The sequence below is a fragment of the Streptomyces luteogriseus genome (assembly GCF_014205055.1).
Lineage (GTDB): Bacteria > Actinomycetota > Actinomycetes > Streptomycetales > Streptomycetaceae > Streptomyces > Streptomyces luteogriseus.
On sequence record NZ_JACHMS010000001.1, the window covers coordinates 6,052,294 to 6,075,125 of the forward strand.

Below are 22,832 nucleotides of genomic sequence, written 5' to 3' on the forward strand. Positions count from 1 at the left end.
CACCCCTGGACGTGGGGTGCGGCCTCCGCCCGTGCCCGGGCCAGGGGGCCGGCGCCCCGCCCGCCCCTCAGAGAGCCAGCGCCGCCGCGTGCACCGCCCGCGCCAGCCGGTCGTTCTCCGGGGCCGCCCCGCCCGGGAAGGCGAACCGGCGGCGCGTGTAGCCGTAGGCGAGGCCGCTCCAGGGGTCCGCGAAGGCCTGGGAGCCGCCCGCGCCGCTGTGCCCGATCGTCCCGGCACCGAGGAACGGGTGCCACGTGTCAGCCGTCATCTGGAAGCCGAGGCCGAACGACTTGTGGGCCCGGGCCACCAGGTCGTAGCCGGCCGAGTGGAACTGCCCGAACTCCGCCACCGTGTCCGGCTTCAGCAGCGCCGGCTGCTCACCCACCACGCTGATCGCCGCCGCGTACATCCCCGCCAGACCCCGCGCGGACGCCACCCCGCCCACCGACGCCGGGCCCTTCGCCCGGATCAACGGCATGTTCGGGAGGGAGGCGAGGTCGGTCGGCTCCGCCGCGTTGCGATTGAACGCGATCGAGGCGAGCGAGTGCGGGCCGGTGGGCATGGCGTCGAGGACGGCCTGCTGCTCGGGGGTGGGGGCCATCGGCTGGGTGGTGCGGAAGCGCGGTTCCTCGGGCGCGGGCAGCCCCAGGTGGAAGTCCAGTCCGTACGGAGTCCTGATCCTCTCCTGGTAGACGTCCTGGAGCGTGCGGCCCGTCGCGCGGCGCACGACCTCGCCGGCCAGGGCACCGGCGCCCAGCGCGTGATAGCCGAACGCCGTGCCCGGACGCCAGAACGGCCGCTGGTCGGCGAGCCGCTCGGCGAGCTGGCGGTCGTCGGCCAGCTCGGCGAGCGTGAACCCGGTGTCCGTGCCGACCACGCCGGCCCGGTGCGCCAGCAGATCCCGCAGGGTCAGGGCGCCCTTGCCCTCGGCCGCGAACTCCGGCCAGTAGTACGTCACTTTGCGGTCCAGTTCGAGCGTGCCGTCCTGGACGAGCAGAGCCACGACCAGGTAGGCGGCGCCCTTGGTGGACGAGAACACGCCGTAGAGGGCGTCCGCGCCGGTCCCCGCCCACAGGTCGACGACCTTCCGGCCGTGGACGTAGGCGCACAGCTGTCCCTCGTAGTCGGTTCGCTCCCCGGCGACGAACGCGGCGAACTCCTCGCGCACCGCCTCGAAGCCGTCCGCCACGGTGCCGTGGATCTCCTGCGTCATCCGCTCTCCTTGACTGAAGCGCTGTGTGCCACTGTGAACAATGCCCTCGCCACCTGCGGGAATTCACCCTTGGGGTGGTCCCGGAAGAGTGGTTCGGTGCCGAAGAGGACCGTGTTGCCCCCGCTGACGACCGAGGCCTGCCCGGCGGCAGCGGCGGGACCGCCGGTGCCGTCCCGCAGCGGCCGCCAGTGCCCGGAGACCAGCGGGTTCCCGGTCGCGTACGACTGCTCCACGCGGACGCCGGGGCCCGGGTCGGTGAACCAGAGCGGGGCGTAGACGAAGCCGTGGTCCGGTGCGTCGCGCGTGATGCCGCCCGTGTTGGTCACCTTCACCACACCGTTCGCGTCCGCGTTGCCCTCCACCGGCTTGACGGCCAGCCGCCCCGTCGCCGCGTTCAGATCCGCTCCCGTCGCGCCCCGGCCGACCAGGCCGTGCCCGTCCAGGAAGGTGTCCAGGGCTCGCCGGGCAGGGGCGGTCAGGGCCGCGTGCTCCAGACCAGCGGACACGAACAGCACGTCCGTGCCGGACCAGTCGAAGCCCGCGTTCAGGACGGCCGTCGAGACCGGTGTGACGTCGAAGTCCATCTCCCGCAGGGCGAACAGCTCACCCGGCGTGACGGCGGCGGCGATCCGCAGGCGGTGCAGCGGTGCCGTGCCGGTCTGCCGCGTGGCCGTGAAGGAGACGTCGTGGTCGCGGGCGGCCGTGCGTGCCGCGCGTCGGGCCGACGCCGGGACGACGACGCCGCCGTCCGCCGCCCGCCGGACCGGGACGCCCTGCCGGAGCAGGGAGTTGAGGGCGGCGATCTCGCGCGGGTCGGTCAGGGGCAGCGACAGATCGCCGTGCGCGGGCACGCGGGCGACCGGCGCGGCCTCGCCGATCGCGCGCAGCGGCGCACCCCGCAGGCTGCCCGACGGCACCCGCTCGACGGTGGCGCCCCACAGCCGGCCCAGGCTCCAGCCGGAGATGTCGTACATCACCGAGACCGTGCCGCTGATGTCCCGGCCGTCGGCCAGCAGCACGTTCGCCATGCCGCGCTTGGGCTGATGCATGTCGACGACGTACGAGCCCCCGGGGTAGGTCCGTCCGGCGAGCCGGAAGGGGCGGGTGGCGCGGGTGACGCGGACGTCGTTCGCGATGAGGTGATCGACCAGACGGGCGGCGGCGGGCCCCGAGCGCTGGGTGCTGGCGCCGCCCGGGGGGATGACGTAGGCGCGCGGGAACCTGGTCGTGTAGACGTCCTCCGGGCCGATGCCGGGAACGCCCGGGACCGTCTCCGGTGACACCGGCACCTGGGCGGCGCCCGTAGCACCGCGGCGGAAGACCTCGATCTGGTCGGTGATCAGCGTGCCGCGGTGCTCGCGGACATGGGTCAGGGTCGCGCGGATCGCCGCCCCCGCCACGGCCGTGTTGATCGCCGAGCGGCGGCGCAGCTCCGTGACCGGCAGATCGTCGTACTCCTCGTTGTTCACCGCGAGCGGGATCTCCACCGTGTGGGCGGCCACCGTGCCGTGGAAGGCCGCGTACTGCGGGGTGAAGATCGGCGGCCAGTCGTCCCAGCCCTCCTCCTGGTCGCGGAACGGGATCTGGGCCGCCTCCACACCGTCCTTCGCGGGCGTGTAGCCGAGGGCGTTGACCGCAGACTCCATGCCGAGGGCGTTGGCGTAGGTGTTCTTCAGGAAGAGGTCGTACTCGTAGTTCTCGCCGTGCGGGGGAGTGGTGGGCTCGATGAGGGTGCCGTTGACGTAGCCGTGCAGGTCGAGCAGGACGGCCGGCTGCGTGCCTAGTTCGATCTGCCGCATCGCCCGCGTCTCGGGCTGGGAGGCGGTGACGAAGTCCCGGTTCAGGTCGAAACCGTTGGCGTTCGCGCGGGTCCCGGCGATCCGGCCGTCCGGGTTGGCCGTGATGTTGAAGTACAGGCGGCTGTGCGCGAGGAGGTCCCTGGTCTTCGCGTCCTTCGCCGTCGCGAGCCGCTCGATGGTCTTCAGGGAGGCGTCCGTGCCCTCCCACTCGTTGCCGTGGATGTTGTTGTTGACGAAGACCGGGGTCTTGTAGGCGCGCTTGATCTCACGGGACGTGGCCGCAGCCGCGGGGGCGTCCCGGATCAGCTCGCGCATCCGCTCCTGGGCGCGGGCCTGCCGGAGGGTCTCCGGCGCGGTGACGGTGACGAGGTAGAGGCGGTGGCCGCCGGCCGAGCGGCCCGTCACCTCCACGCTCACCCGGTCGCCCAGACGCTGTAACGCGTTCAGCTTCGGCGCGATCGCGTGGTACGGCGTGAGGCCCAGCTTCAGGGACGTGTCGGCGGGGTTCCGCGGATCGGGGGAGAGGAGCAGGCGGCGGGGGTAGGCGCGGGTGGTGGTGCCGGTGGTGACGTCCGCGGTCAACGCGCGTCGCGTCGCGCTCGCGGGAGCCTGCGCCGCGCGGTCGTCCACGGCGGAGCCCTCACGGGTGACGGGCCTCGGGTCCGCGCCCGCGGCGCCGGGGGCGAGCAGGAGGGAACCCGCCGTGGCCAGGGCCAGGGCGGTGATCAGTACAGGTCTCGCAGGAACGCTTCTCGTGGTGCGCACGCGTGCCTCCTCCGGGGCTTCCTGAGATCGGTACGGCGAGGTGTACCGCTTCGACTCAACCGCAACAAGGCCGCCTTGGTGTCACCGGAGCCCCGTACGGCCCTGCCGGGGGTGTGCCGGGGGTGTCCCGGCCTGCCCGGATAGGCTTTCCCCATGCGCGATCTAGGGGCGGGTTTCCAGTACCTCCTGAAGGGCCAGCGATGGGTGGCCCGGCACGGCAGGCAGTACGGCTTCGGGCTGCTCCCGGGCCTGATCACCCTCGTCCTGTACGCGGCGGCGCTCGTCGCGCTGGCGCTGTGGGGCGAGGACGCCGTGGGCTGGGCGACGCCCTTCGCCGACGACTGGACGAGCCCGTGGCGCGGCCTCTTCCGCGGCTTCCTGACCGCCGTGCTGTTCGCTCTCGCCCTGCTCCTCGCCGTCGTGACGTTCACCGCGGTGACCCTGCTCATCGGGCAGCCCTTCTACGAGAACCTCTCCGAGAAGGTCGACCGGGACGTGTCCCCGGACGGGCACGCCCCCGAGTCGGGGCTGCCGCTCTGGCGCGAGCTGTGGATCTCCGGCCGGGACAGCCTGCGGATCGTGGTGCGGGCCGCCCTGTGGGGGGTGCTGTTGTTCGGGTGCGGCTTCATCCCGGTGGTCGGGCAGACGGCCGTCCCGGTGATCGGGTTCTTCGTCACCGGGTTCTTCCTCACCGAGGAACTGACCGCGGTCGCCCTCCAGCGCCGCAGCGTCGAACTGCGCACCCGCCTCACCCTGCTGCGCTCCCGCAAGACCCTCGTCTGGGGTTTCGGCACACCGCTCGCCGTGGCCTTCCTGGTGCCGTTCGTCGCGGTGTTCCTGATGCCGGGCGCGGTCGCGGGCGCCACCCTCATGGCACGTGACCTGCTGGGCGAGGAGATCCAGGAGGGTGACGGGGACGGCGACCAGGCCGCTACGACGCTTCCGCAGCCACCCGCAGGATCGCCTTCACCTGGGCGATGATGTCCAGCCGGTTCCGCACGAACTCCGGGTCGGTGACCTCCGTGGTGTTCCCCGCGCCGAACTGCAGCACCGGCGTGTGCACATGCCCGCCCGGCAGCGTGCCGTGCAGCCCCAGCCGGTCCCGCAGCAGCGTCGCCCGGTAGGCGATCTCGTTGGACAGGTAGTCCCCGCCCCCGCCCGCGCGGGCGGTCGAGCCGGGCGTCGGCCCGTCCGGGCGTACGACGGGCTGGGTGCCGCCGGCCGGGATCTCGGTGACGCTCGTGTTGTCGTACACCGGGAACCGGCCGGTCTGCGCGGCGGCGATCGCCGCGTACGGCAGCGTGGTCGTCGTCCACTGCGGCTGCGAGGCCGGGTCGCTCACCGGCACGGTCTCGGTGCGACCGACGTTGTCGTTGTCCTCGAAGCCGCCCCGCCAGGCCCCGTTGGTCCGCTCGATGTCGAACCGCCCGACCCGGCCCTGGCTCACCGTCGTGAACAGGTCGACCTTCGGCAGGTGCGGCCGCAGGGCCCGCTCCACCGTGCCCCGAGCGAAGTCCTGCCAGCGCACCGGGAACACGGCCGTCTCGATCCGGGCCGGGCCGTCCGCCGTCTCGATCACCGTGCCGTCGAGGGCCAGCGCGGTGGCGCCGGAGGGGTTGGAGATGCGGATGTCCCGGTCCAGGGTGAACGGGTCGAAGCCGGTGAGCAGGATCCGCTTCAGGCCCTTGCCCCGTGGATAGCCGATGGTGTCCTGGCCGCGCGAGGCGCGCTCCAGCCCGTCCAGCAGCGCCGCCCGCTGTCCGTCCGTCAGGCCGAACTCCGGCTCCCAGGTGCGCACCTCACGCGTCATGCCGAGCCGCGCCCAGTACAGCGGCCGGTCGTCGTCCCGGCTCATGTCCCCGCCGGCAGGCCCGCGCCCCTGCGCCCGGTCGACCGCACGCTGCCACAACCGCGCGCCCTCACGGCCGACCGCCCGGCGCGCCTCCCCGTAGGAGCGGGCCCCCTCCAGCGCCCGGGCCAGCCGCGGGGCCGCGCTGTCGAATCCGGAGCGGCGCAGGATCTCCTGGGGAGCGGCTCTGCCGAGCCGCTGCTCCTCGACGGTGGGGGAGGGGGCCGCCTGCGCGGCGCTCGCAGCCGCCGGGGTGGTGAAGCCGGTCAGCAGGGCGAGGCCGAGGACGCCGAGGCGAACGCGTATGGGGTTCAAGGGTGTTCAGGCCTTCCGTCGCGGTGGGGGGTCGGTGCCGGACGGCCGAAGTATCGCGTGACGGGTGTGGTCCACGCCATGGGCGGGGTTCAGGTGGGGATCGTCGCCGTCGCCTCCCGCACCGCGTCCAGGAACGCCGAGGCCGCGGGGGTCAGGGACCGGCCGCGCAGGGTCGCCGCGTACACCGCCCGGGCCGGGGCGCCGTCGTCGAGGACCCGCAGCAGTGCGATGTCCGGGCGTACGGACGCGGCCGCGAGCGCCGGTACCAGGGTCACGCCGAGCCCGGCGGCGACGTAGCCCTGCTTGGCGGTCCACTCGCCGACGACATGGGCGACCCGCGGGCTGAAGCCCTGGCGCAGGGCCGCGTCCAGGAGGGTGCCCTCGGGCCGCGGGCTGCCGGAGATCCAGTCGGCGTCCGCGAACCGGCCGAGCGCCACCGGGCCTTCGTGTCCGGCGAGGGGGTGGCCGGCGGGCACGGCGACGTACAGCGGCTCGTCGAGGAGGTGGTGGAGCTCGTACGACTCGAGCGGCGCGCGGCCCGTCGTCGAGACGACCGCGACGTCCAGGTGACCGGCCGTCAGCCGGTCGAGCAGCGCGGGCGTGAAACCCTCCTCGCGGACGACCCGGACCCGGGGGTGGCGGGCACGGAAGAGGGCCAGGGCGTGCGGCACCAGGGCCGCGTCGGCGGTGGCGAAGGCGCCGAACCGGAGTCGGCCGCCGGCCGCCTCGCGCAGGGCGCCGAGTTCGCGCCGGGCGTCGCGCAGCGCGCCGGTGACCGTCTCGGCGTACGGCATCAGCAGCCGCCCCGCCTCCGTCAGCGCCACCCCGCGCGGCAGCCGGTCGAAGAGCGGGCCGCCGTCCAGCGCGGCCTCCAGCGAGGCGACCTGCCGGGACACCGCGGACTGCGTCCAGCCGAGCGTCCGCGCCGCCACCGTGAACGAGCCGTGCCGGGCGACCTCCAGGAAGACCCGCAACCAGACGGTGGAGAGCTCGGGCCCGGTCTCACGCGTGTTCGGCGGGGAAGTCTCATGCGTGTTCGGCATGGCAGCCATGCTAGACATTCGCTTGTCGCATCACGGGGCCGCGCCTAGCGTCGGCGGCATGCAGATCAGCCTGGACAGCCCCGCCTCCGCGCCCCAGCCCCTGAGCCCCTACTACTCCCAGGTCGCCCGCATCGAACACCCCGACGGCAGCGCCCTGTTGTTCGTCTCCGGGCAGATCGCCGAGGGTGCCACGCTCGCCGAGCAGACCCGGGGCGTGTTCGAGACCCTCGCCGCGCTGCTGAAGGCCCACGGCGCCGGTCTGGCCGACGTGGTCAACATCCGCACGTACCTCACCGACATCGGCAGGCTGGACGAATACGGCGCCGTACGACGGGAGTTCCTCACCGGGACCCCGCCGACCAGCATGACCTTCGAGGCCGCCCGGCTCTTCCGCCCGGAGGCCCTCGTCGAGGTGGAGGTCGTCGCCGCCGTACCGGCCCGCTAGGTCAGCCGTCGGTGTCGTCGTGCTCGCCGAACAGGGTCAGGAAGTCGCGGAAGGCGGACGCCATGTCGACGGACTCCGGGTCCAGCAGCCACTGGTACTGCAGCCCGTCCAGGATCGCCACGAGGAGCGGTGCGGCCCGCTCGGGGGTGAGGCCGCCGGGCAGCCGGTCGCCGTACTCGGCGCGCAGTACCTCGGCCATGCCGGCCCGCACCCCGACGTAGCGCTCCGTGAAGTACGCCCGGGCGGGATGCTCCTCCGTCACGCTCTCGCCGAGCAGCGCCGAGAAGGTCTGGACGATGGCGGGCCGCATGGCGTTGTACTCGACCAGCGAGGCCAGCAGGTCGAGCCGCAGCCGCCCGGCGGGCATCGCGTCCCAGCGGTCCCGCTCCTGGAGCACCGCAACCAGCAGCGCCTCCTTCGTGGGGAAGTGGTGCAGCAGCCCCTGCTGGGTCAGTCCGACGCGCTCGGCGACCGCGGCCAGGCTGGCCCCCCGGTAACCGCGCTCGGCGATCACCTCCAGAGCGGCCCGCACGATCTCCGCGCGCCGTTCCTCGCTTCTCGTCCTGGCCGTCATGGCGTCACCGTACGACATGTCGAACCACCGAATATCACGAGGAGATAACGAAACCTACCACGTTACAGGGAACCCGTGCACGATGGTGACATCCAGCGGCTTTCGACGTGGAGGTGCCGACGTGGCGGAGACAGCGGAGGAACGGCGTGAGGCGGCGGTCGGGGCCGCGCTCGGTGCACTCGACCTGGACGCCAAGACGCGGCTGCTGGCCGGCCAGGACTTGTGGAGCCTGCCCGCGATCCCGGAGGCGGGGCTCGCCTCACTGGTCATGTCCGACGGCCCGATCGGCGTCCGGGGCGTGCACTGGAGCGCCGAGGACCCGTCCGTCGCCCTGCCCTCCCCGACCGCCCTCGCCGCCGCCTGGGACCCCGAACTCGCCCACCGGGCCGGGGTGCTGCTGGCCCAGGAGGCCCGCCGCAAGGGCGTCCACCTCCTGCTCGCCCCCACCGTCAACCTGCACCGCTCCCCGCTGGGCGGCCGCCACTTCGAGGCTTACAGCGAGGACCCGTACCTCACCGGACGGATCGGCACCGCCTACGTCCGCGGCGTGCAGTCCGGCGGCGTCGGCACCACCGTCAAGCACTTCGTCGCCAACGACGCCGAGACCGACCGCCTCACGGTGAACAACCTCGTCGGCGAACGCGCCCTGCGCGAGCTGTACCTGGCCCCCTTCGAGGTGATCGTCGAGAACGCCCACCCCTGGGGCATCATGACCGCCTACAACTCCGTCAACGGCCCGACCATGACCGAGCACCACCATCTGGTCGACGAGGTCCTGCGCGGCGAATGGGGCTTCGACGGCGTCAACGTCTCCGACTGGACCGCCGCCCGCTCCACCACCGGCGCCCTCACCGGCGGCCTCGACATCGCCATGCCCGGCCCCGGCACCGTCTACGGCGAGACCCTCGCCCGGGCCGTGCGGGACGGCGAGGCGGACGAGGCCCTGGTCGACGAGGCCGTCCGCCGTGTCCTGCGCCTCGCCGCCCGGGTCGGCATCCTGGACGGCGCCGAACCGGCCGTCACCGACCCGCCCGCCACCGTCGACGGCGAGGCACTCGCCCGCGAGATCGCCCGCCGCTCCTTCGTCCTCGTCCGCAACGAGAACGGCGCGCTGCCGCTGAAGCCGGGCCGGGTCGCGCTGATCGGCGCCGCCGCCCGCGATGCCCGCGTCCTCGGCGGCGGCTCCGCCACCGTCTTCCCCGCCCGGGTCGTCTCCCCGCTCGACGGACTCACCGCCGCCCTCCCCGACGGCACCCTCACCTACACCCTCGGCGCCGACCCGAACACCGAACTCCCCGTCGCGGACCAGGGCTTCGAGCTGCGCGCCGTCTGCCGGGACAGCCATGGCACCGTCCTCGGCAGCCGCCCCGCTCCCAGCGGCCACATCCAGTGGATGGGCGACGACCTCCCCGACGGCGTCACCCACGACGCCCTGCACAGCGTCGAACTGACCGGCACCTTCACCCCGCGCGAGAGCGGCACGCACACCTTCGGCTTCAAAGGCCTCGGCCCCTTCAGGCTGACCATCGCCGGCACCACGTACTTCGACGACGTCCAGCGCCCCGCCGGGGACGGCGACCCCTTCGCCGCCTTCTTCGGCGCCCCGGTGCCCCACGCCCGGCCCGAACTCACCGCGGGCGAACCGGTCGAGGTGTCCCTCACCTACACGGTCCCGCCGCTCGGCGACCACCCCATGCGGGTCATCGGCTTCACCCTCGCGCACCAGGACCCGCAGGGCGACGCCGACGACCTCATCGCCGAGGCCGCCGCGGCGGCCCGGGCCGCCGACACGGCCGTCGTCGTGGTCGCCACCACCGAGCGCGTCGAGTCCGAGGGCTTCGACCGCACCGACCTGCGCCTGCCGGGCCGTCAGGACGACCTGGTCCGCGCGGTCGCCGCCGCCAACCCGAACACCGTGGTGATCGTCAACTCCGGCTCCCCGGTGGAACTGCCGTGGCGCGACGACGTCGCCGCCGTGCTCCTGTCCTGGTTTCCCGGCCAGGAGGGCGGCGCGGCCCTCGCGGACGTCCTCACCGGCGCCCACGAACCCGGCGGGCGCCTGCCCACCACCTGGGGCAGCCTGGCCGACGCCCCGGTCACCCGGGTCGTCCCGGAGGGCGGCGAACTCCCTTACGACGAGGGAGTTTTCATCGGCTACCGCGCCTGGGAGAAGCACGGCCGCAGCCCCGTCTACCCCTTCGGTCACGGCCTCGGCTACACCGACTGGACCTACGAATCCGTCGAGGTGGAGGAGACCGCCGGGGGGACCACCACGAAGGTCCGCCTCCGCAACACCGGCGACCGCCCCGGCCGCGAGGTCGTCCAGCTCTACCTGGCCCCGGGCGACCCCGACCCCACCCGCCCGGCCCGCTGGCTGGCCGGCTTCGCGAGCGTCGAGGCCGCCCCCGGCGAGAGCGCCGAAGCCAGGGTCGAACTGCCGCGCCGCGCCTTCGAGATCTGGGACGAAGCGACCGGCTCGTGGTCGTATGTGAAGGGTTCGTACGAGATCCAGGTCGGACGCTCGATCGCGGACCGCAGGATCACCGCGACGATTAACGTCTGATCCGGGACAAGTTCCCCACCAAGCAGCCCCGGTCCGGGACCTGACCTCCGGACCGGGGCTCGTGGTCTGTCAGGGGCCCGCCCTTCAGCGGACGCCGAACCCGTACACCGTCTCCGAGCGGAAGACCTCGCCCGGCCGCAGTACGGTCGTCGGGAACTCCGGCCGGTTCGGCGAGTCGGGGAAGTGCTGGGTCTCCAGCGCGATGCCGTCGCCGGGCGCGAAGGGACCGGACAGGTGGTCCGCGGTGTACAACTGGAGGCCGGGCTCGGTGGTCGCCACCGTCAGCAGCCGCCCGGACGCCGGATCGTGCAGCTCGGCGACCTCCACCGGAGTGTCCGTCACACCCTTGTCGAGCACGAAGTTGTGGTCGTAGCCGGAGCCGGTCTTGCGGGCCTCGCGGAAGTCGAAGCGCGTGCCGGTCACGTCCTCCGGACCGCCGGCCGGGATCAGGCCGGCGTCGACCGGCGTGTACCGGGAGGCGGCCAGCCGCAGTTCGTGACCGCCGGCGTCACCGGAACCGGCCAGGTTGAAGTAGCTGTGGTTCGTCAGGTTCACCACGGTCGGCGCGTCCGTCACCGCCTCGTACGCGATGCGCAGCGCGCCGGAACCGTCGAGCGTGTACGTCGCCGACACCTCGAGCCGCCCCGGGAACCCCTCCTCGCCGTGCGCACTGATCCGCGTCAGTCGCACCCCGTGCGCGACGGGCTCCGCGTCCCACACCCGCTTGTCGAAGCCGCGCGCCCCGCCGTGCAGCGAGTTCGGCCCGTTGTTCGGTTCCAGCGCGTACGTCCGGCCGTCCAGGGTGAACCGGCCGCCGGCGATCCGGTTGGCGTACCGCCCTACCAGGGCGCCGAGATACGGCTCCGGGTGGGCGAGATACCCGTCGAGATCCGGGAACCCCAGCACCACCTCCCCGGCCCGGCCCTCCCGGTCCGGCACCTCCACGGACTGCACGATCCCGCCGTACGACAGGATCCGCACCCGCACACCCGCCCGCTCCAGGGTCCAGCGGTGCACCGGGGTCCCGTCGGAAAGTGTTCCGAAGAGTTCGTTCATGTGCGGAACTCTAAGTCAGGGGCCTTTTCGCGGTGACGGTGCGGTACGCGATCTCCGCCAGCCGGGCCTGTCCGTTCACGCTGGGGTGGAAGTAGTCCCAGCGGCTCAACTGGGTGGTGCCGAAGCGGTAGTCGTACACCGCGCCCCCGTCGTGGCGGCACCGCTTGTCCTCGGCGCAGACCTCCGCGAGGACCTCGTTGTAGTCCTCCACCCGCTTCTGCACCGTGTCCCGCCGCAGGGTCGCCGCCGAGCCCAGGGCGTCCGCGTCGCCCAGCATCGACGGGCAGATGCCCAGCTTCCACACCTGCTTGCCCATCGGGCTGCTCCGGCCCTCGGACCACAGCCGCTTCAGGTTGGGCACGCTCGCCACGAACACCTGCGCCTTGGGCAGGGCCTTGCGCAGGGAGCGCAGGGAGTCCTCGAAGTCGGCACGGAAGGCGGAGACCGGAGTCATCGCCGAGGGCGTGGACCGGCAGGCGTCGTTCGCCCCCACCATCACCGTCACCAACTGCGGCTTGCGCCGCACCGCCTGTGCCATCTGCCCGGGCAGGTCGGCCATCCGCGCCCCGGTCACGGCGTAGTTCCAACTGCGCTGAGCGGCCCCGGTCCGCCCCAGCAGCCGCACCGCGAGCGAGTCGACCTCGGGGCTGGCACCGGTCGCCCAGGACGCCTCCGGACAGTCCGACAGCACGTCACAGGCGTCGAACCCCCGTGTGATGGAGTCCCCGACGGCCGCGACGGAACCCGGGCTGCGGTCCCACAGGGGCGTGGGCTTCGGGGACGGCTTCGCCTTCTCCGGCGGGGCGGCGGAATCACCCCCCACGGCATCACACCCCGCGACACCCAGCGCGGCCGCCGCGACCACGGCCAGCACGCCCCGTGTACGACGGCCCCGCTTCCGCATCCCTGGTCCATCCCCTCGCCACGCCGTACCTGTCTCCCCAACCAATAACAACGCACGAGGGTTCCCGACCGATCAGGTGCAACGGCTCACACCCGTACAAGCGTCCCCCTGGGTGAATGGGGGGCGTTTCCCGGCACCTGGAGCGACCGTACGTCACACTCCTTGCGCCCCCGCACGGTAGCCTCGCCATCAACGTGACCCGCCCGGTCACAGCCGTTCCGCCCGTTTGCACCATGTCCCGCTCTGCCCGGAGGTTCCGGTGACGACACGTGGAGTTCTGTACGTGCACTCCGCGCCGCGCGCGCTGTGTCCGCACGTCGAGTGGGCCGTCGCCGGGGTGCTCGGCACACGCGTCAGCCTGGACTGGATCCGGCAGCCGGCCGCCCCGGGCACCTGGCGCTCGGAGTTCTCCTGGCAGGGCCAGGTCGGCGCGGCGTCCAAACTCGCCTCCGCGCTGCGCGGCTGGCACCTCCTCCGCTTCGAGGTCACCGCGGAGCCCTGCGCAACCGCCGAGGGCGAGCGCTACAGCTGCACCCCCGACCTGGGCATCTACCACGCCGTCACCGGCATCCACGGCGACATCCTCATCCCCGAGGACCGGCTCAGAGCGGCCCTCCAGCGCTCCCAGCGCGGCGAGACCGACCTGGAGGCCGAGCTCAGCAAACTCCTCGGCAAGCCCTGGGACGACGAGTTGGAGCCGTTCCGCTACGCCGGTGAAGGCGCCCCGGTCCGCTGGTTGCACCAGGTGGTGTAAGCGCCCCCAGGGGCGCGGGGAACTGTGCGAACAACCCCCACCATCCGGCTCCCGGCACACAACACGAAGCAAAACGGCGAGTGGCCCGAACTCGAGAAGAGTCCGGGCCACTCGCCGTCATGGCGAATCAAACCGTCCGGAACGCCAGCACCACGTTGTGCCCACCGAACCCGAACGAGTCGTTCAGCGCGGCGATGCGGCCTTCGACGGGCAGCTTCCGAGCCTCACCCCGGACGACATCGGCATTCGCCTCCGCCTCGGGGTCGAGGTTCTCCACGTTGATCGTCGGCGGAGCCACCCGGTGGTACAGCGCGAGCACGGTCGCGACCGTCTCGACACCACCCGCACCACCCAGCAGATGCCCGGTCATCGACTTCGTCGCGGACACCGCGAAGTGGTCGGCGTCGTCGCCGAACACCTTCCGCAGCGCCTTCAGCTCGGCGATGTCACCCGCCGGTGTCGACGTCGCGTGCGCGTTGACGTGCACGATCTCCGCCGGGTCCAGGTCGTTGCGGTCCATCAGGTTCTGCAGGGCGTGCGAGATGCCCCGCCCCTCCGGCTCCGGCTGCACGATGTCGTGCGCGTCGGCGGAGATGCCCTGCCCGACCGCCTCCGCGTACACCCGGGCACCGCGCTTCGCGGCGTGCTCGGCGGACTCCAGGACCACGACACCGGCGCCCTCACCGAGGACGAAGCCGTCGCGGGCGGTGTCGTAGGGACGCGACGCGCCCTGCGGGTCGTCGTTGTTCTTGGACATCGCCATCATGTTGCCGAACGCGGCGATGGGCAGCGGGTGGATCGCCGCCTCCGTGCCACCCGCGACGACGACGTCGGCGCGGCCGGTGCGGATCATCTCGATGGCGTAGCCGATGGCCTCGGCGCCCGAGGCGCAGGCGGAGACCGGCGTGTGCACGCCCGCACGGGCGCCCACGGCCAGACCCACGTTGGCCGAGGGGCTGTTGGGCATCAGCATGGGCACGGTGTGCGGGGAGACGCGGCGGACGCCCTTCTCCTTCAACACGTCGTACTGGTCGAGCAGCGTCGTCACACCGCCGATACCGGAGGCGATGACCGCGCCGAGCCGGTCGGGGTCGATGTTCGGGTCCTCGCCGGCCTTCGCTTCGAAACCGGCGTCGGCCCAGGCCTCCTTGGCCGCGACCAGCGCGAACTGCGCCGAGCGGTCCAGTCGGCGGGCCTGCGGCCGCGGGATGACCTCGGTGGGCTCCACGGCGACCGGGGCCGCGATCTTGACGGCCTGGTCGGCCGCCCAGTCCTGCTCCAGGGGCTTGACGCCGGACTTGCCGGCGATCAGGCCCTCCCAGGTAGAGGCTGCGTCGCCACCCAGCGGTGTGGTTGCGCCGATACCGGTGACGACCACGGTGCGATTGGTCGGGCTCACGGGAATTCTCTCTCCAACGGTTACGAGGATTAAGCGGCGCCACCGCCGGGTGGCGGGGCAGTCAGCCCAAAGGCCGGATCGGCCGATCAGCCCTGGTGCTTGAGGATGTAGTCGGTCGCGTCGCCGACCGTCTTGAGGTTCTTGACGTCCTCGTCGGGGATCTTGACGTCGAAGCGCTCTTCGGCGGCGACGACGACCTCGACCATGGACAGCGAGTCGACGTCCAGGTCGTCGGTGAAGGACTTGTCCAGCTGGACGTCCTCAACCGGGATGCCGGCGATCTCGTTCACGATCTCGGCGAGACCGGCGACGATCTCTTCCTGAGTGGCGGCCATGTCGGCGCTCCTTCGTAGATATTCAGAGGGTGTGGCAGGTGTTTCCTCCGGTGCCGGATCGCATGATCCGGCACGGAGTGCCTAGGGGAGGGTAACGACAGTCGCGGCGTAGACGAGACCCGCCCCGAAGCCGATGACGAGCGCGGTGTCGCCGCTCTTCGCCTCTCCGGTCGCCAGGAGCCGCTCCATCGCGAGCGGGATCGAGGCGGCCGAGGTGTTGCCGGTGGTGCGTACGTCACGGGCGACCGTGACGGACTCCGGCAGCTTGAGTGTCTTCACCATCGAGTCGATGATCCGCTCGTTGGCCTGGTGCGGGATGAAGACGTCCAGGTCGTCCGCGGTGATGCCGGCGGCGTCCAGCGCCTCCTTGGCGACCTTCGCCATCTCGAAGACGGCCCAGCGGAACACCGCCTGGCCCTCCTGCGTGATGGCGGGGAACTTGGCGACCTCGCCGGAACGGTAGTCCGTCCACGGCACGGTCTGCTTGATGGTCTCGGACTTGTCGCCCTCGGAGCCCCAGACGGTGGGGCCGATCGCGGGCTCCTGGGCCGGGCCGACGACGACCGCGCCGGCGCCGTCGCCGAACAGGAAGGCCGTCGCGCGGTCCTCCAGGTCGGTCAGGTCGCTCAGCCGCTCGACACCGATCACCAGGACGTACTCCGCCGAGCCCTCGACGATCATGCCCTTGGCGAGGGTGAGGCCGTAGCCGAAGCCCGCGCAGCCGGCCGAGATGTCGAAGGCGGCGGCCTTGTTCGTACCGAGCTTGTCGGCGATCTCGGTGGCGACGGCCGGGGTCTGCTTGAAGTGCGAGACGGTCGAGACGATCACGCCGCCGATCTGCTCGGCGGAGATCCCGGCGTCGGCGATCGCCTTGCCGGACGCCTCGATCGACATCGCGGCGACGGTCTCCTCGTCGTTCGCCCAGTGCCGCGTCTGGATGCCGGAGCGCGAGCGGATCCACTCGTCGGACGAGTCGATCGTCTCGAGGATCACCTCGTTCGGCACGACCCGGGTCGGGCGGTAGCCGCCGACACCGAGGATGCGCGCGTACGGGGCGCCCTTGCTGGGCTTGATCTTCGCCATGCGGTCGGCTCCTTGGGGGCGGCGGTCAGGCGTGCTCGGCGATGAGCTCGCGAGCCGCGTCGAGGTCGGCGGGGGACTTCAGGGCCAGCGTCTTCACCCCGGGCAGGGCCCGCTTGGCGAGGCCGGTGAGGGTGCCGCCGGGGCACACCTCGATCAGAGCCGTGACACCGAGCTCCTTGAAGGTCTCCATGCACAGGTCCCAGCGGACCGGGCTGGCGACCTGGCCGACCAGACGCTCCAGTACCTCGGCGCCGCCGGCGACGGTCCGGCCGTCCTTGTTGGAGACGTAACGGACCTTCGGGTCGCCGGGCGCCAGGGCCTCGGCGGCCTTGGCCAGGGTGTCGACGGCCGGTGCCATGTGGTGCGTGTGGAACGCGCCGGCGACCTTCAGCGCGACGACCTTGCGCACGCCCTCGGGCTTGTCCGCCTCCAGCGCGGCGATCTGCTCCTTGGTGCCGGCCGCGACGATCTGGCCCGCGCCGTTGATGTTCGCCGGGGTCAGGCCGAGCTTCTCCAGGTGCGGAACCGTCACCGCGGGGTCGCCGCCCAGCAGCGCGGCCATGCCGGTCTCGGTGACCGCGGCGGCCTCGGCCATGGCGAGCCCGCGGGTGCGGACCAGGCGGAGGGCCTCCTCGTGGGGGAGCACTCCGGCGAGCGAGGCGGCGGTGAACTCGCCGACGCTGTGCCCGGCGATCGCTCCGACCTTCTGCGGCAGCTCGGCGGGGTCGTCGAACAGCAGGTGGGCGGAGGCCAGTCCGGCCGCGACCAGCAGCGGCTGCGCCACCGCGGTGTCGCGGATCTCCTCCGCGTCGGCCTCGGTGCCGTAACGGATCAGGTCGAGTCCCGCGGCGTCGGACCAGGCCTCGAGGGCACCGCGAACACCGGGGAAGTCGAGCCATTGGGTGAGGAAGCCGGGCGCCTGAGCGCCCTGGCCGGGAGCGACGAGTACGAGCACTCTCACACTCTCTCTTGGGTACGGGCACGGCCGCCCGTGGGGACAAGGACGAAGAACACGGGGGGGTTTTGTCGATCCCCGACAAAACCCTAGGGCTGGAGATCTCCATCGACCAGACGCCCCAGGATCAACGCGATCCGCAGTGTGAACGCAGAGCGTACATCGGAGGGTGACCAGCCGGTGACGTCAGTCACACGTCGAAGCCGGTAGCGGACGGTGTTGGGATGGACGAACAGCATCCGGGCGGCGCCCTCGAGACTGCTCGCCTGTTCGAGATAGACACTGAGGGTCTCCAGGAGCGCGGCCCCGGCCTCCTCCAGCGGTCTGTAGATCTCCTCCACCAGCTGCTCACGGGCCGAGGGGTCCCCGGCCATCGCCCGCTCCGGGAGCAGATCGTCCGCCAGGACCGGGCGCGGGGCGTCCTGCCAGGCGGAACACGCCTTCAGCCCGGCCGCGGCGGCCTGCGCGGACCGGGTGGCGGCCAGCAGGTCGGGCACCACCGGGCCCGCCACGACCGGCCCGGCCGCGAACGGGCCGATGAGCGACTTGGCGACGGCCAGCGGGTTGTCGCTGCCGCCCGCGATGACGACCAGCCGGTCGCCGAGCACCCCGGTGAGCACCTGGAGCTTGGCGTGACGGGCCGCGCGCCGTATGGCCTCGACGGTCAGCTCGCTGTCCCCGTCGGGCGCCGTGCCGAGCACCACGCACACGTGCTCCGGGGAGTTCCAGCCCAGGGCGGCGGCCCGGGACACGGCCCCCTCGTCGGCCTCGCCGCTGAGCACGGCGTTCACCACCAAGGACTCCAGCCGGGCGTCCCAGGCGCCGCGTGCCTCGGCGGCCTGCGCGTACACCTGGGCCGTGGCGAAGGCGATCTCCCGGGCGTAGACGAGCAGCGCCTCGCGCAGCACCCGCTCGTCGCCCGGGGCCGCGACCTCGTCGATCGCGCTCTCCATGACCTCGATGGTGGTGCGCACCATCTCCACGGTCTGGCGCAGGGTGATCGCCCGGGTCAGCTCGCGCGGCGCGGTGCCGAACACGTCGGTGGAGATGGCCTGCGGGGCGTCCGGACGCCGGAACCACTCGGTGAACGCGGCGATGCCCGCCTGTGCGACCAGACCGATCCAGGAACGGTTCTCCGGGGGCATGGCCCGGTACCAGGGCAGCGTCTCGTCCATCCGCGCGATGGCCTGCGCGGCGAGCGATCCGGACGACTTCTCCAGCCGCTTCAGCGTCGCGGCATGCGGATGGACGTCATGGGCTGCGGCTTCGTTCTTGCTGGTTTCGGGTTCGGGCACGGGGACAAGACTGCCTTATCCGGACGGGAAGGTGGGCCGCCGGGTCTACGGTGGAGCGCGTGATGGACATTCGGCGCGCGGGTGAGCGCTACCGGGGCGGCGACCCGGCGACCGGAATCGCGTCGCGGCACGCCTTCTCCTTCGGGTCCCACTACGACCCGGACAACCTCCGGTTCGGCGCGGTGCTCGCGTGCAACGAGGAGCGCCTCGCGCCCGGGGCCGGCTTCGACGAGCATCCGCACAGTCACACCGAGATCGTGACGTGGGTGGTGGAGGGCGAGCTGACCCACCGGGACTCCACCGGGCACGAGTCGGTCGTACGCCACGGGGACGTGCAGCGCCTCAGCTCGGCGGGTGGGGTGCGGCACGTGGAGCGCAACGACGGCCCGGAGCCCCTGACCTTCATCCAGATGTGGCTCGCCCCCCTCCGGCCCGGCGGCGACCCGTTCTACGAGGTCGTCCACGGCATCGCCGACTCGACGCCGTACGCCGTCCCCGAGGCCGGCGCGATACTGCACGTGCGCCGCCTGGGGGCGGGGGAGCGGACGGCGGTACCGGACGGGCCGTACGCGTACGTGCACGTCGTACGCGGTGCCGTCCGCCTGGACGGCGAGGAACTGGGCGCCGGTGACGCCGCCCGGATCACGGACGCCAAGGGCCTGGAGGCCGAGGGCGTGACGGAGGCGGAGCTGCTGGTCTGGGAGATGGGCCAGAGGCCGACGGTCTAGCGGCCGGGGCTCGCTCTACAGCTCCGCGAGCACCGCGTCCGTGAACGGCGGCCACGCCTCGGTCGCCCAGGGCCCGAACGCCCGGTCCGTCAGGGCCACGCAGGCAGCGCCCGCGTCCGGGTCGATCCACAGGAACGTACCCGACTGCCCGAAATGCCCGAATGTGCGCGGCGAGGACGAGGAGCCCGTCCAGTGCGGCGACTTGGAGTCGCGGATCTCGAAGCCGAGCCCCCAGTCGTTGGGGTTCTGATGGCCGTACCCCGGCAGGACGCCCTTGGTGCCCGGGTAGTGCACGGTCATCGCCGAGGCGACCGTGCGGGGGTCCAGCAGCCGCGGCGCCTGCACCTCGGCCGCGAACCGCAGCAGGTCCTCCACCGTCGACACCCCGTCCTTGGCCGGGGAGCCCTCCAGGGTCGTCGAGTTCATGCCGAGCGGCTCCAGCACGGCCTGCCGCAGGTACTCCCCGAACGGGATGTCGGTGGCCTTCTCCACATGGTCGCCCAGCTGCTCGAAGCCGGCGTTGGAGTACAGCCGGCGCTCCCCGGGCGGGGCCGTGACCTTGTGCTCGTCGAAGGCGAGGCCCGAGGTGTGCGCGAGCAGGTGCCGGACCGTCGACCCGGTGGGGCCCGCCGGCTCGTCGAACTCGACGGCCCCCTCCTCGTACGCGACGAGCACCGCGTAGGCGGCCAGGGGCTTGGTCACCGACGCGAGCGGGAACCGCTGTCCGGCCGGCCCGTGGGTGCCGAGGACGGTGCCGTCCGCTCGTACGACGCCCGCCGCAGCGGTGGGAACCGGCCAGTTATCGATCAACGCGAGGCTCTTCAGCGACATGCGTTCGAGCCTATGCGCTCAGGGTGCGAGCTCCGGCAAAGGGTCGGGCTCGGGGCGGAAACCGAGCGAGACGTACAGCGGCTCCGGCCGCCTTGCCGACGCGGTGGTCGATCGTCCCGGCCACCATGCAGGCCGTCGCCCCCGGCCGCTCCGGATGGTCCACGACGGACGCCCTGAAGTCCCCGTCGGGATCGCCCGGTTCGGCCCCCGGCACGGGCAGGGACTCCCTGTGCCGGGCGACGGACGGATCGGAGGCGACCACCGAGTCGATCACCGGCCGGCGCAGCCGCAGGACCTCTTCGGCGTCCCCGGGCAGGGTGCGACGCGCCACACTCATGAGTCCGTACGTCAACCGGCCGGATCAGGAAACGTCCTGCCGATTTCTTACCGTCCGCGCTTGCTTCGAGCGCACTCCAAGGTTCTAGCGTTGGGGTCATGACGGTGATGGAGACCACGGGGACCAGGACCGACACCTGCGCCGGCCCGACGCAGCAGCAGAACCGGCGCCCGGACGGCGACGACCACTACACGATCAGCGAGGTCGTCGCCTTCACCGGCCTGACGGCACACACCCTGCGCTGGTACGAGCGCATCGGCCTGATGCCGCACATCGACCGGTCCCACACCGGCCAGCGCCGCTACACCAACCGCGACCTCGACTGGCTCGACCTCGTCGGCAAGCTCCGCCTGACGGGCATGCCGGTCGCGGACATGGTGCGGTACGCGGAACTGGTGCGCGAGGGCGACCACACCTACGGCGAGCGCTTCGAACTGCTCCAGACGACCCGCGAGGACGTCCTGGCCAGGATCGACGAACTCCGGGGCACGCTCGCCGTGCTCGACCGGAAGATCAGTTTCTACGCGGACGCCGGGCGTGCCCTGGCGTCGGAGAGGTCCCGATGACGGACGGCAGGATCACGACGGCGAAGCTCGGCGACCACGGTCCCGAGGTGAGCGTCCAGGGCCTGGGCTGCATGGGCATGAGCTTCGGCTACGGCCCCTCGGACGCGGACGCGTCCCGGGCCACGCTGGAGCGGGCGCTCGAACTGGGCGTCACCTTCTACGACACGGCCGACGCGTACGGCGCCGGCGAGAACGAGCGGTTCCTCGCCCCCTTCTTCAAGGCCCACCGCGACGAGGTCGTCATCGCGACCAAGTTCGCCCTGTCGATACCCCCGGACGACCCGACGCGCCGCGTCATCCGCAACGACCCGCCCTACATCCGCCAGGCCGTCGAGGCGAGCCTGAAGCGCCTGGACGTCGACGCCATCGACCTCTACTACATGCACCGGCGCGATGTGAACGTGCCGATCGAGGAGAGTGTCGGCACCATGGCCGACCTGGTCCGCGAGGGCAAGGTCAAGCACCTCGGCCTGAGCGAGGTCACGGCCGGTGAACTGCGCGCCGCCCACGCCGTCCACCCCATCGCGGCCGTGCAGTCGGAGTGGTCGCTGTTCAGCCGTGACATCGAGACGCACGTCGTCCCCGCCGCCCGTGAGCTGGGCGTGACCCTCGTCCCGTACTCCCCCCTCGGCCGGGGCTTCCTCACCGGCTCGTTCACCGATGCCGAGCAGGACCTGAGCGCCGGTGACTTCCGTCGCCAGCAGCCCCGCTTCACGGGCGACAACGCCATGGCGAACGCGACCCTGCTGGAGCTGATCCGCTCGGTGGCCAAGGCCCACGACGCGACCCTCGGTCAGATCGCCCTGGCCTGGGTGCAGCAGCGGGCGACGGTCCACGGCCTCCCGGTCATCCCGATCCCGGGTACCCGCAAGCCCGCCAGGGTGGAGGAGAACACGGCGGCGACCCGGATCGTCCTGACCGACGGGCAACTGGACCTGCTGGACGGCATAGCGGCCCAGGTGGCGGGCACGCGGTACGCGGACATGACCTTCACGTCGGCGGGCCGGGAGTAAAGGTCTTCAGGGGCGCGGGGCCGTGTCGATGTGCGGCTCCGCCGCGTGGGCGCGACCAGCCACATGCGGCACGCACCCGCCGGCGCGCGGCACCCCGCAGACGCTAGAGCTCAGAGAGCAACTCGGCCTTTTTGACCGAAAACTCCTCATCCGTCACCAATCCGGCCTGATGCAGCTCACCCAGGTGACGAATCCGCTCGGCGATGTCGGCGGGGTCCCGCCGCGGTGCGGGCACGGCGGCCACCGGACTCGACGTCCGCGCCGCCGCCAGCACCGCGGCGGCGAACGGCAGCGACTCGTGCACCGGCCCGTACCCCAGCCCGAACACCACCGCCGCGGGATCCTGGTCGGCCTGCACCCCGGGTGTCCCGGCATCTCGCCGCAAAAGCCGCAAATGCCCCTCGAAGACCTCCGGCGACCGCCACTCGACCCCGTTCAGCTCCCCGACGGAGAAACTCTGGTCGCCGGCCTTCCACTTCGCCGACGACGCCCCCGTCCAGAACCACCGGAAGTTCACGGTGCGTCCGTCGAAGGTCGCCTTCCCGTCGTACGCCTTGAACGACAACGGCCCCTCGGGCGGCTTCACGAGGAACCGGTCCGCCGGTCCGGACTCCGTCAGCATCGTCCGCAGTTCGTCGGCGTAGTACTCCGCGAGGACCTCCCGGTCGGCGGGCAGCACCAGCCGGTAGGGGTCGCCGCTCTCCTTCAGCTGCCCGGCCGCGGCCTCCATCAAGGGGTCGGCCCCGGGTCGCGGCTCCATGCGCAGGACGACCGTGCCGCGTTTCCCGCGGGTCAGCGTCACCCCGGCGATCGCCTCCAGGGGCACACGGCGTTCCCCGAGGGCCTGGAAGAGCTTGGGTGCTCGAATCCCCCGTTCGTAGCGGATGAGCACGGAGTCGGACTCGAACTCCCAGGCGGCATGAAATCCGGCCAGTACGTCACCCATGCGGCTCATCGTATGCGGCACGCGCTCCTCCGTCCCCCTCCCGAGCAGACCGCAATTCCTTCGC

Annotated in this window: 22 protein-coding genes; 7 read left to right on the top strand and 15 right to left on the bottom strand. The window is 72.2% G+C overall.

Annotated elements, in window-relative coordinates; translation table 11 throughout:
• Positions 1-67 precede the first annotated feature (67 nt).
• Positions 68-1,213: a serine hydrolase domain-containing protein gene (locus BJ965_RS26830; protein WP_184911739.1), complete on the bottom strand. Its 1,146-nt coding sequence runs from the start codon at positions 1,211-1,213 to the stop codon at positions 68-70.
• Complete coding sequence (locus BJ965_RS26835) at positions 1,210-3,777, bottom strand: M14 family zinc carboxypeptidase (protein WP_184911743.1); 2,568 nt, start codon at positions 3,775-3,777, stop codon at positions 1,210-1,212. The genes BJ965_RS26830 and BJ965_RS26835 overlap by 4 nt, the downstream gene beginning before the upstream one ends.
• 153 nt (positions 3,778-3,930) lie before the next feature.
• Here BJ965_RS26835 and BJ965_RS26840 point away from each other — a divergent pair, with 153 nt between their 5' ends.
• Positions 3,931-4,758 carry an EI24 domain-containing protein gene (locus BJ965_RS26840; protein WP_184911746.1) on the top strand — a complete coding sequence of 276 codons (828 nt, stop codon included), beginning with the start codon at positions 3,931-3,933 and terminating at the stop codon, positions 4,756-4,758.
• Here the strand turns inward: BJ965_RS26840 and BJ965_RS26845 are convergent.
• Entirely contained in the window at positions 4,709-5,941 is a 1,233-nt protein-coding gene (locus BJ965_RS26845) for a pyroglutamyl peptidase (RefSeq protein WP_184911748.1), read from the bottom strand. The two genes, BJ965_RS26840 and BJ965_RS26845, sit on opposite strands and share 50 nt — an antisense overlap.
• A gap of 89 nt (positions 5,942-6,030) precedes the next feature.
• Complete coding sequence (locus tag BJ965_RS26850) at positions 6,031-6,984, bottom strand: LysR family transcriptional regulator (RefSeq protein WP_376777943.1); 954 nt, start codon at positions 6,982-6,984, stop codon at positions 6,031-6,033.
• Between the two features lie 58 nt (positions 6,985-7,042).
• On the opposite strand from BJ965_RS26850, the gene BJ965_RS26855 reads away from it, so the two are divergent.
• Complete coding sequence (locus BJ965_RS26855; RefSeq protein WP_184911755.1) at positions 7,043-7,429, top strand: RidA family protein; 387 nt, start codon at positions 7,043-7,045, stop codon at positions 7,427-7,429.
• 1 nt (position 7,430) lies between these two features.
• Here the strand turns inward: BJ965_RS26855 and BJ965_RS26860 are convergent, their stop codons facing one another.
• Positions 7,431-8,021: a TetR/AcrR family transcriptional regulator gene (locus tag BJ965_RS26860; protein WP_184911758.1), complete on the bottom strand. Its 591-nt coding sequence runs from the start codon at positions 8,019-8,021 to the stop codon at positions 7,431-7,433.
• Between the two features lie 64 nt (positions 8,022-8,085).
• On the opposite strand from BJ965_RS26860, the gene BJ965_RS26865 reads away from it, so the two are divergent.
• Entirely contained in the window at positions 8,086-10,566 is a 2,481-nt protein-coding gene (locus BJ965_RS26865) for a beta-glucosidase H (RefSeq protein ID WP_184911760.1), read from the top strand.
• Between the two features lie 84 nt (positions 10,567-10,650).
• Here BJ965_RS26865 and BJ965_RS26870 read toward each other — a convergent pair whose 3' ends face one another.
• Positions 10,651-11,622: an aldose epimerase family protein gene (locus tag BJ965_RS26870; RefSeq protein ID WP_184911762.1), complete on the bottom strand. Its 972-nt coding sequence runs from the start codon at positions 11,620-11,622 to the stop codon at positions 10,651-10,653.
• 10 nt (positions 11,623-11,632) lie between these two features.
• A complete protein-coding gene (locus BJ965_RS26875; protein ID WP_184911765.1) occupies positions 11,633-12,526 on the bottom strand; it encodes an SGNH/GDSL hydrolase family protein in 894 nt (297 codons plus the stop codon).
• Between the two features lie 259 nt (positions 12,527-12,785).
• Between BJ965_RS26875 and BJ965_RS26880 the strand changes: the two genes are divergently transcribed.
• The gene (locus BJ965_RS26880; RefSeq protein WP_184911767.1) at positions 12,786-13,280 is read left to right on the top strand and encodes a DUF3145 domain-containing protein; all 495 of its coding nucleotides are present in this window, start codon (positions 12,786-12,788) and stop codon (positions 13,278-13,280) included.
• A gap of 127 nt (positions 13,281-13,407) precedes the next feature.
• Here the strand turns inward: BJ965_RS26880 and fabF are convergent, their stop codons facing one another.
• From fabF to fasR, 5 genes are all read right to left on the bottom strand, one after another.
• Positions 13,408-14,679, bottom strand: a complete 1,272-nt coding sequence (gene fabF, locus BJ965_RS26885; RefSeq protein WP_184911770.1) for a beta-ketoacyl-ACP synthase II — start codon at positions 14,677-14,679, stop codon at positions 13,408-13,410.
• Positions 14,680-14,765: 86 nt separating this feature from the next.
• On the bottom strand, positions 14,766-15,014 hold the full coding sequence (locus BJ965_RS26890; RefSeq protein ID WP_003989952.1) for an acyl carrier protein: 249 nt from the start codon (positions 15,012-15,014) through the stop codon (positions 14,766-14,768).
• A gap of 81 nt (positions 15,015-15,095) precedes the next feature.
• Positions 15,096-16,097: a ketoacyl-ACP synthase III gene (locus BJ965_RS26895; protein ID WP_184911774.1), complete on the bottom strand. Its 1,002-nt coding sequence runs from the start codon at positions 16,095-16,097 to the stop codon at positions 15,096-15,098.
• 25 nt (positions 16,098-16,122) lie between these two features.
• On the bottom strand, positions 16,123-17,052 hold the full coding sequence (locus BJ965_RS26900) for an ACP S-malonyltransferase (protein ID WP_184911776.1): 930 nt from the start codon (positions 17,050-17,052) through the stop codon (positions 16,123-16,125).
• An 89-nt stretch (positions 17,053-17,141) separates the two neighbouring features.
• Positions 17,142-18,347, bottom strand: a complete 1,206-nt coding sequence (gene fasR, locus BJ965_RS26905) for a fatty acid biosynthesis transcriptional regulator FasR (RefSeq protein ID WP_030836904.1) — start codon at positions 18,345-18,347, stop codon at positions 17,142-17,144.
• Between the two features lie 62 nt (positions 18,348-18,409).
• Here fasR and BJ965_RS26910 point away from each other — a divergent pair, with 62 nt between their 5' ends.
• The gene (locus BJ965_RS26910) at positions 18,410-19,075 is read left to right on the top strand and encodes a pirin family protein (protein ID WP_184911780.1); all 666 of its coding nucleotides are present in this window, start codon (positions 18,410-18,412) and stop codon (positions 19,073-19,075) included.
• Positions 19,076-19,090: 15 nt separating this feature from the next.
• On the opposite strand, the gene BJ965_RS26915 is transcribed toward BJ965_RS26910, so the two are convergent.
• On the bottom strand, positions 19,091-19,906 hold the full coding sequence (locus tag BJ965_RS26915) for a serine hydrolase domain-containing protein (protein ID WP_184911781.1): 816 nt from the start codon (positions 19,904-19,906) through the stop codon (positions 19,091-19,093).
• Positions 19,907-19,916: 10 nt separating this feature from the next.
• Positions 19,917-20,243, bottom strand: coding sequence for a hypothetical protein (locus tag BJ965_RS26920; protein ID WP_313667089.1), 327 nt, complete (start codon positions 20,241-20,243; stop codon positions 19,917-19,919).
• Positions 20,244-20,341: 98 nt separating this feature from the next.
• On the opposite strand from BJ965_RS26920, the gene BJ965_RS26925 reads away from it, so the two are divergent.
• Entirely contained in the window at positions 20,342-20,809 is a 468-nt protein-coding gene (locus BJ965_RS26925) for a MerR family transcriptional regulator (protein ID WP_031104091.1), read from the top strand.
• Positions 20,806-21,822, top strand: a complete 1,017-nt coding sequence (locus BJ965_RS26930) for an aldo/keto reductase (protein ID WP_184911782.1) — start codon at positions 20,806-20,808, stop codon at positions 21,820-21,822. The genes BJ965_RS26925 and BJ965_RS26930 overlap by 4 nt, the downstream gene beginning before the upstream one ends.
• Positions 21,823-21,925: 103 nt before the next feature.
• On the opposite strand, the gene BJ965_RS26935 is transcribed toward BJ965_RS26930, so the two are convergent.
• Positions 21,926-22,777, bottom strand: coding sequence for a DUF4429 domain-containing protein (locus tag BJ965_RS26935; protein WP_184917586.1), 852 nt, complete (start codon positions 22,775-22,777; stop codon positions 21,926-21,928).
• Positions 22,778-22,832 lie beyond the last annotated feature (55 nt).

Bases quoted from the DNA above. Each gene is read 5' to 3' on its own strand.
- BJ965_RS26925 (WP_031104091.1), top strand. From the start codon at position 20,342: ATGACGGTGATGGAGACCACGGGGACCAGGACCGACACCTGCGCCGGC.
- BJ965_RS26850 (WP_376777943.1), bottom strand. From the start codon at position 6,984: ATGCCGAACACGCATGAGACTTCCCCGCCGAACACGCGTGAGACCGGG.
- BJ965_RS26930 (WP_184911782.1), top strand. From the start codon at position 20,806: ATGACGGACGGCAGGATCACGACGGCGAAGCTCGGCGACCACGGTCCC.
- BJ965_RS26915 (WP_184911781.1), bottom strand. From the start codon at position 19,906: ATGTCGCTGAAGAGCCTCGCGTTGATCGATAACTGGCCGGTTCCCACC.
- BJ965_RS26860 (WP_184911758.1), bottom strand. From the start codon at position 8,021: ATGTCGTACGGTGACGCCATGACGGCCAGGACGAGAAGCGAGGAACGG.
- BJ965_RS26855 (WP_184911755.1), top strand. From the start codon at position 7,043: ATGCAGATCAGCCTGGACAGCCCCGCCTCCGCGCCCCAGCCCCTGAGC.
- BJ965_RS26895 (WP_184911774.1), bottom strand. From the start codon at position 16,097: ATGGCGAAGATCAAGCCCAGCAAGGGCGCCCCGTACGCGCGCATCCTC.
- BJ965_RS26865 (WP_184911760.1), top strand. From the start codon at position 8,086: ATGGTGACATCCAGCGGCTTTCGACGTGGAGGTGCCGACGTGGCGGAG.
- BJ965_RS26870 (WP_184911762.1), bottom strand. From the start codon at position 11,622: ATGAACGAACTCTTCGGAACACTTTCCGACGGGACCCCGGTGCACCGC.
- BJ965_RS26910 (WP_184911780.1), top strand. From the start codon at position 18,410: ATGGACATTCGGCGCGCGGGTGAGCGCTACCGGGGCGGCGACCCGGCG.
- BJ965_RS26830 (WP_184911739.1), bottom strand. From the start codon at position 1,213: ATGACGCAGGAGATCCACGGCACCGTGGCGGACGGCTTCGAGGCGGTG.
- BJ965_RS26890 (WP_003989952.1), bottom strand. From the start codon at position 15,014: ATGGCCGCCACTCAGGAAGAGATCGTCGCCGGTCTCGCCGAGATCGTG.
- BJ965_RS26935 (WP_184917586.1), bottom strand. From the start codon at position 22,777: ATGAGCCGCATGGGTGACGTACTGGCCGGATTTCATGCCGCCTGGGAG.
- BJ965_RS26840 (WP_184911746.1), top strand. From the start codon at position 3,931: ATGCGCGATCTAGGGGCGGGTTTCCAGTACCTCCTGAAGGGCCAGCGA.
- BJ965_RS26920 (WP_313667089.1), bottom strand. From the start codon at position 20,243: ATGAGTGTGGCGCGTCGCACCCTGCCCGGGGACGCCGAAGAGGTCCTG.
- BJ965_RS26875 (WP_184911765.1), bottom strand. From the start codon at position 12,526: ATGCGGAAGCGGGGCCGTCGTACACGGGGCGTGCTGGCCGTGGTCGCG.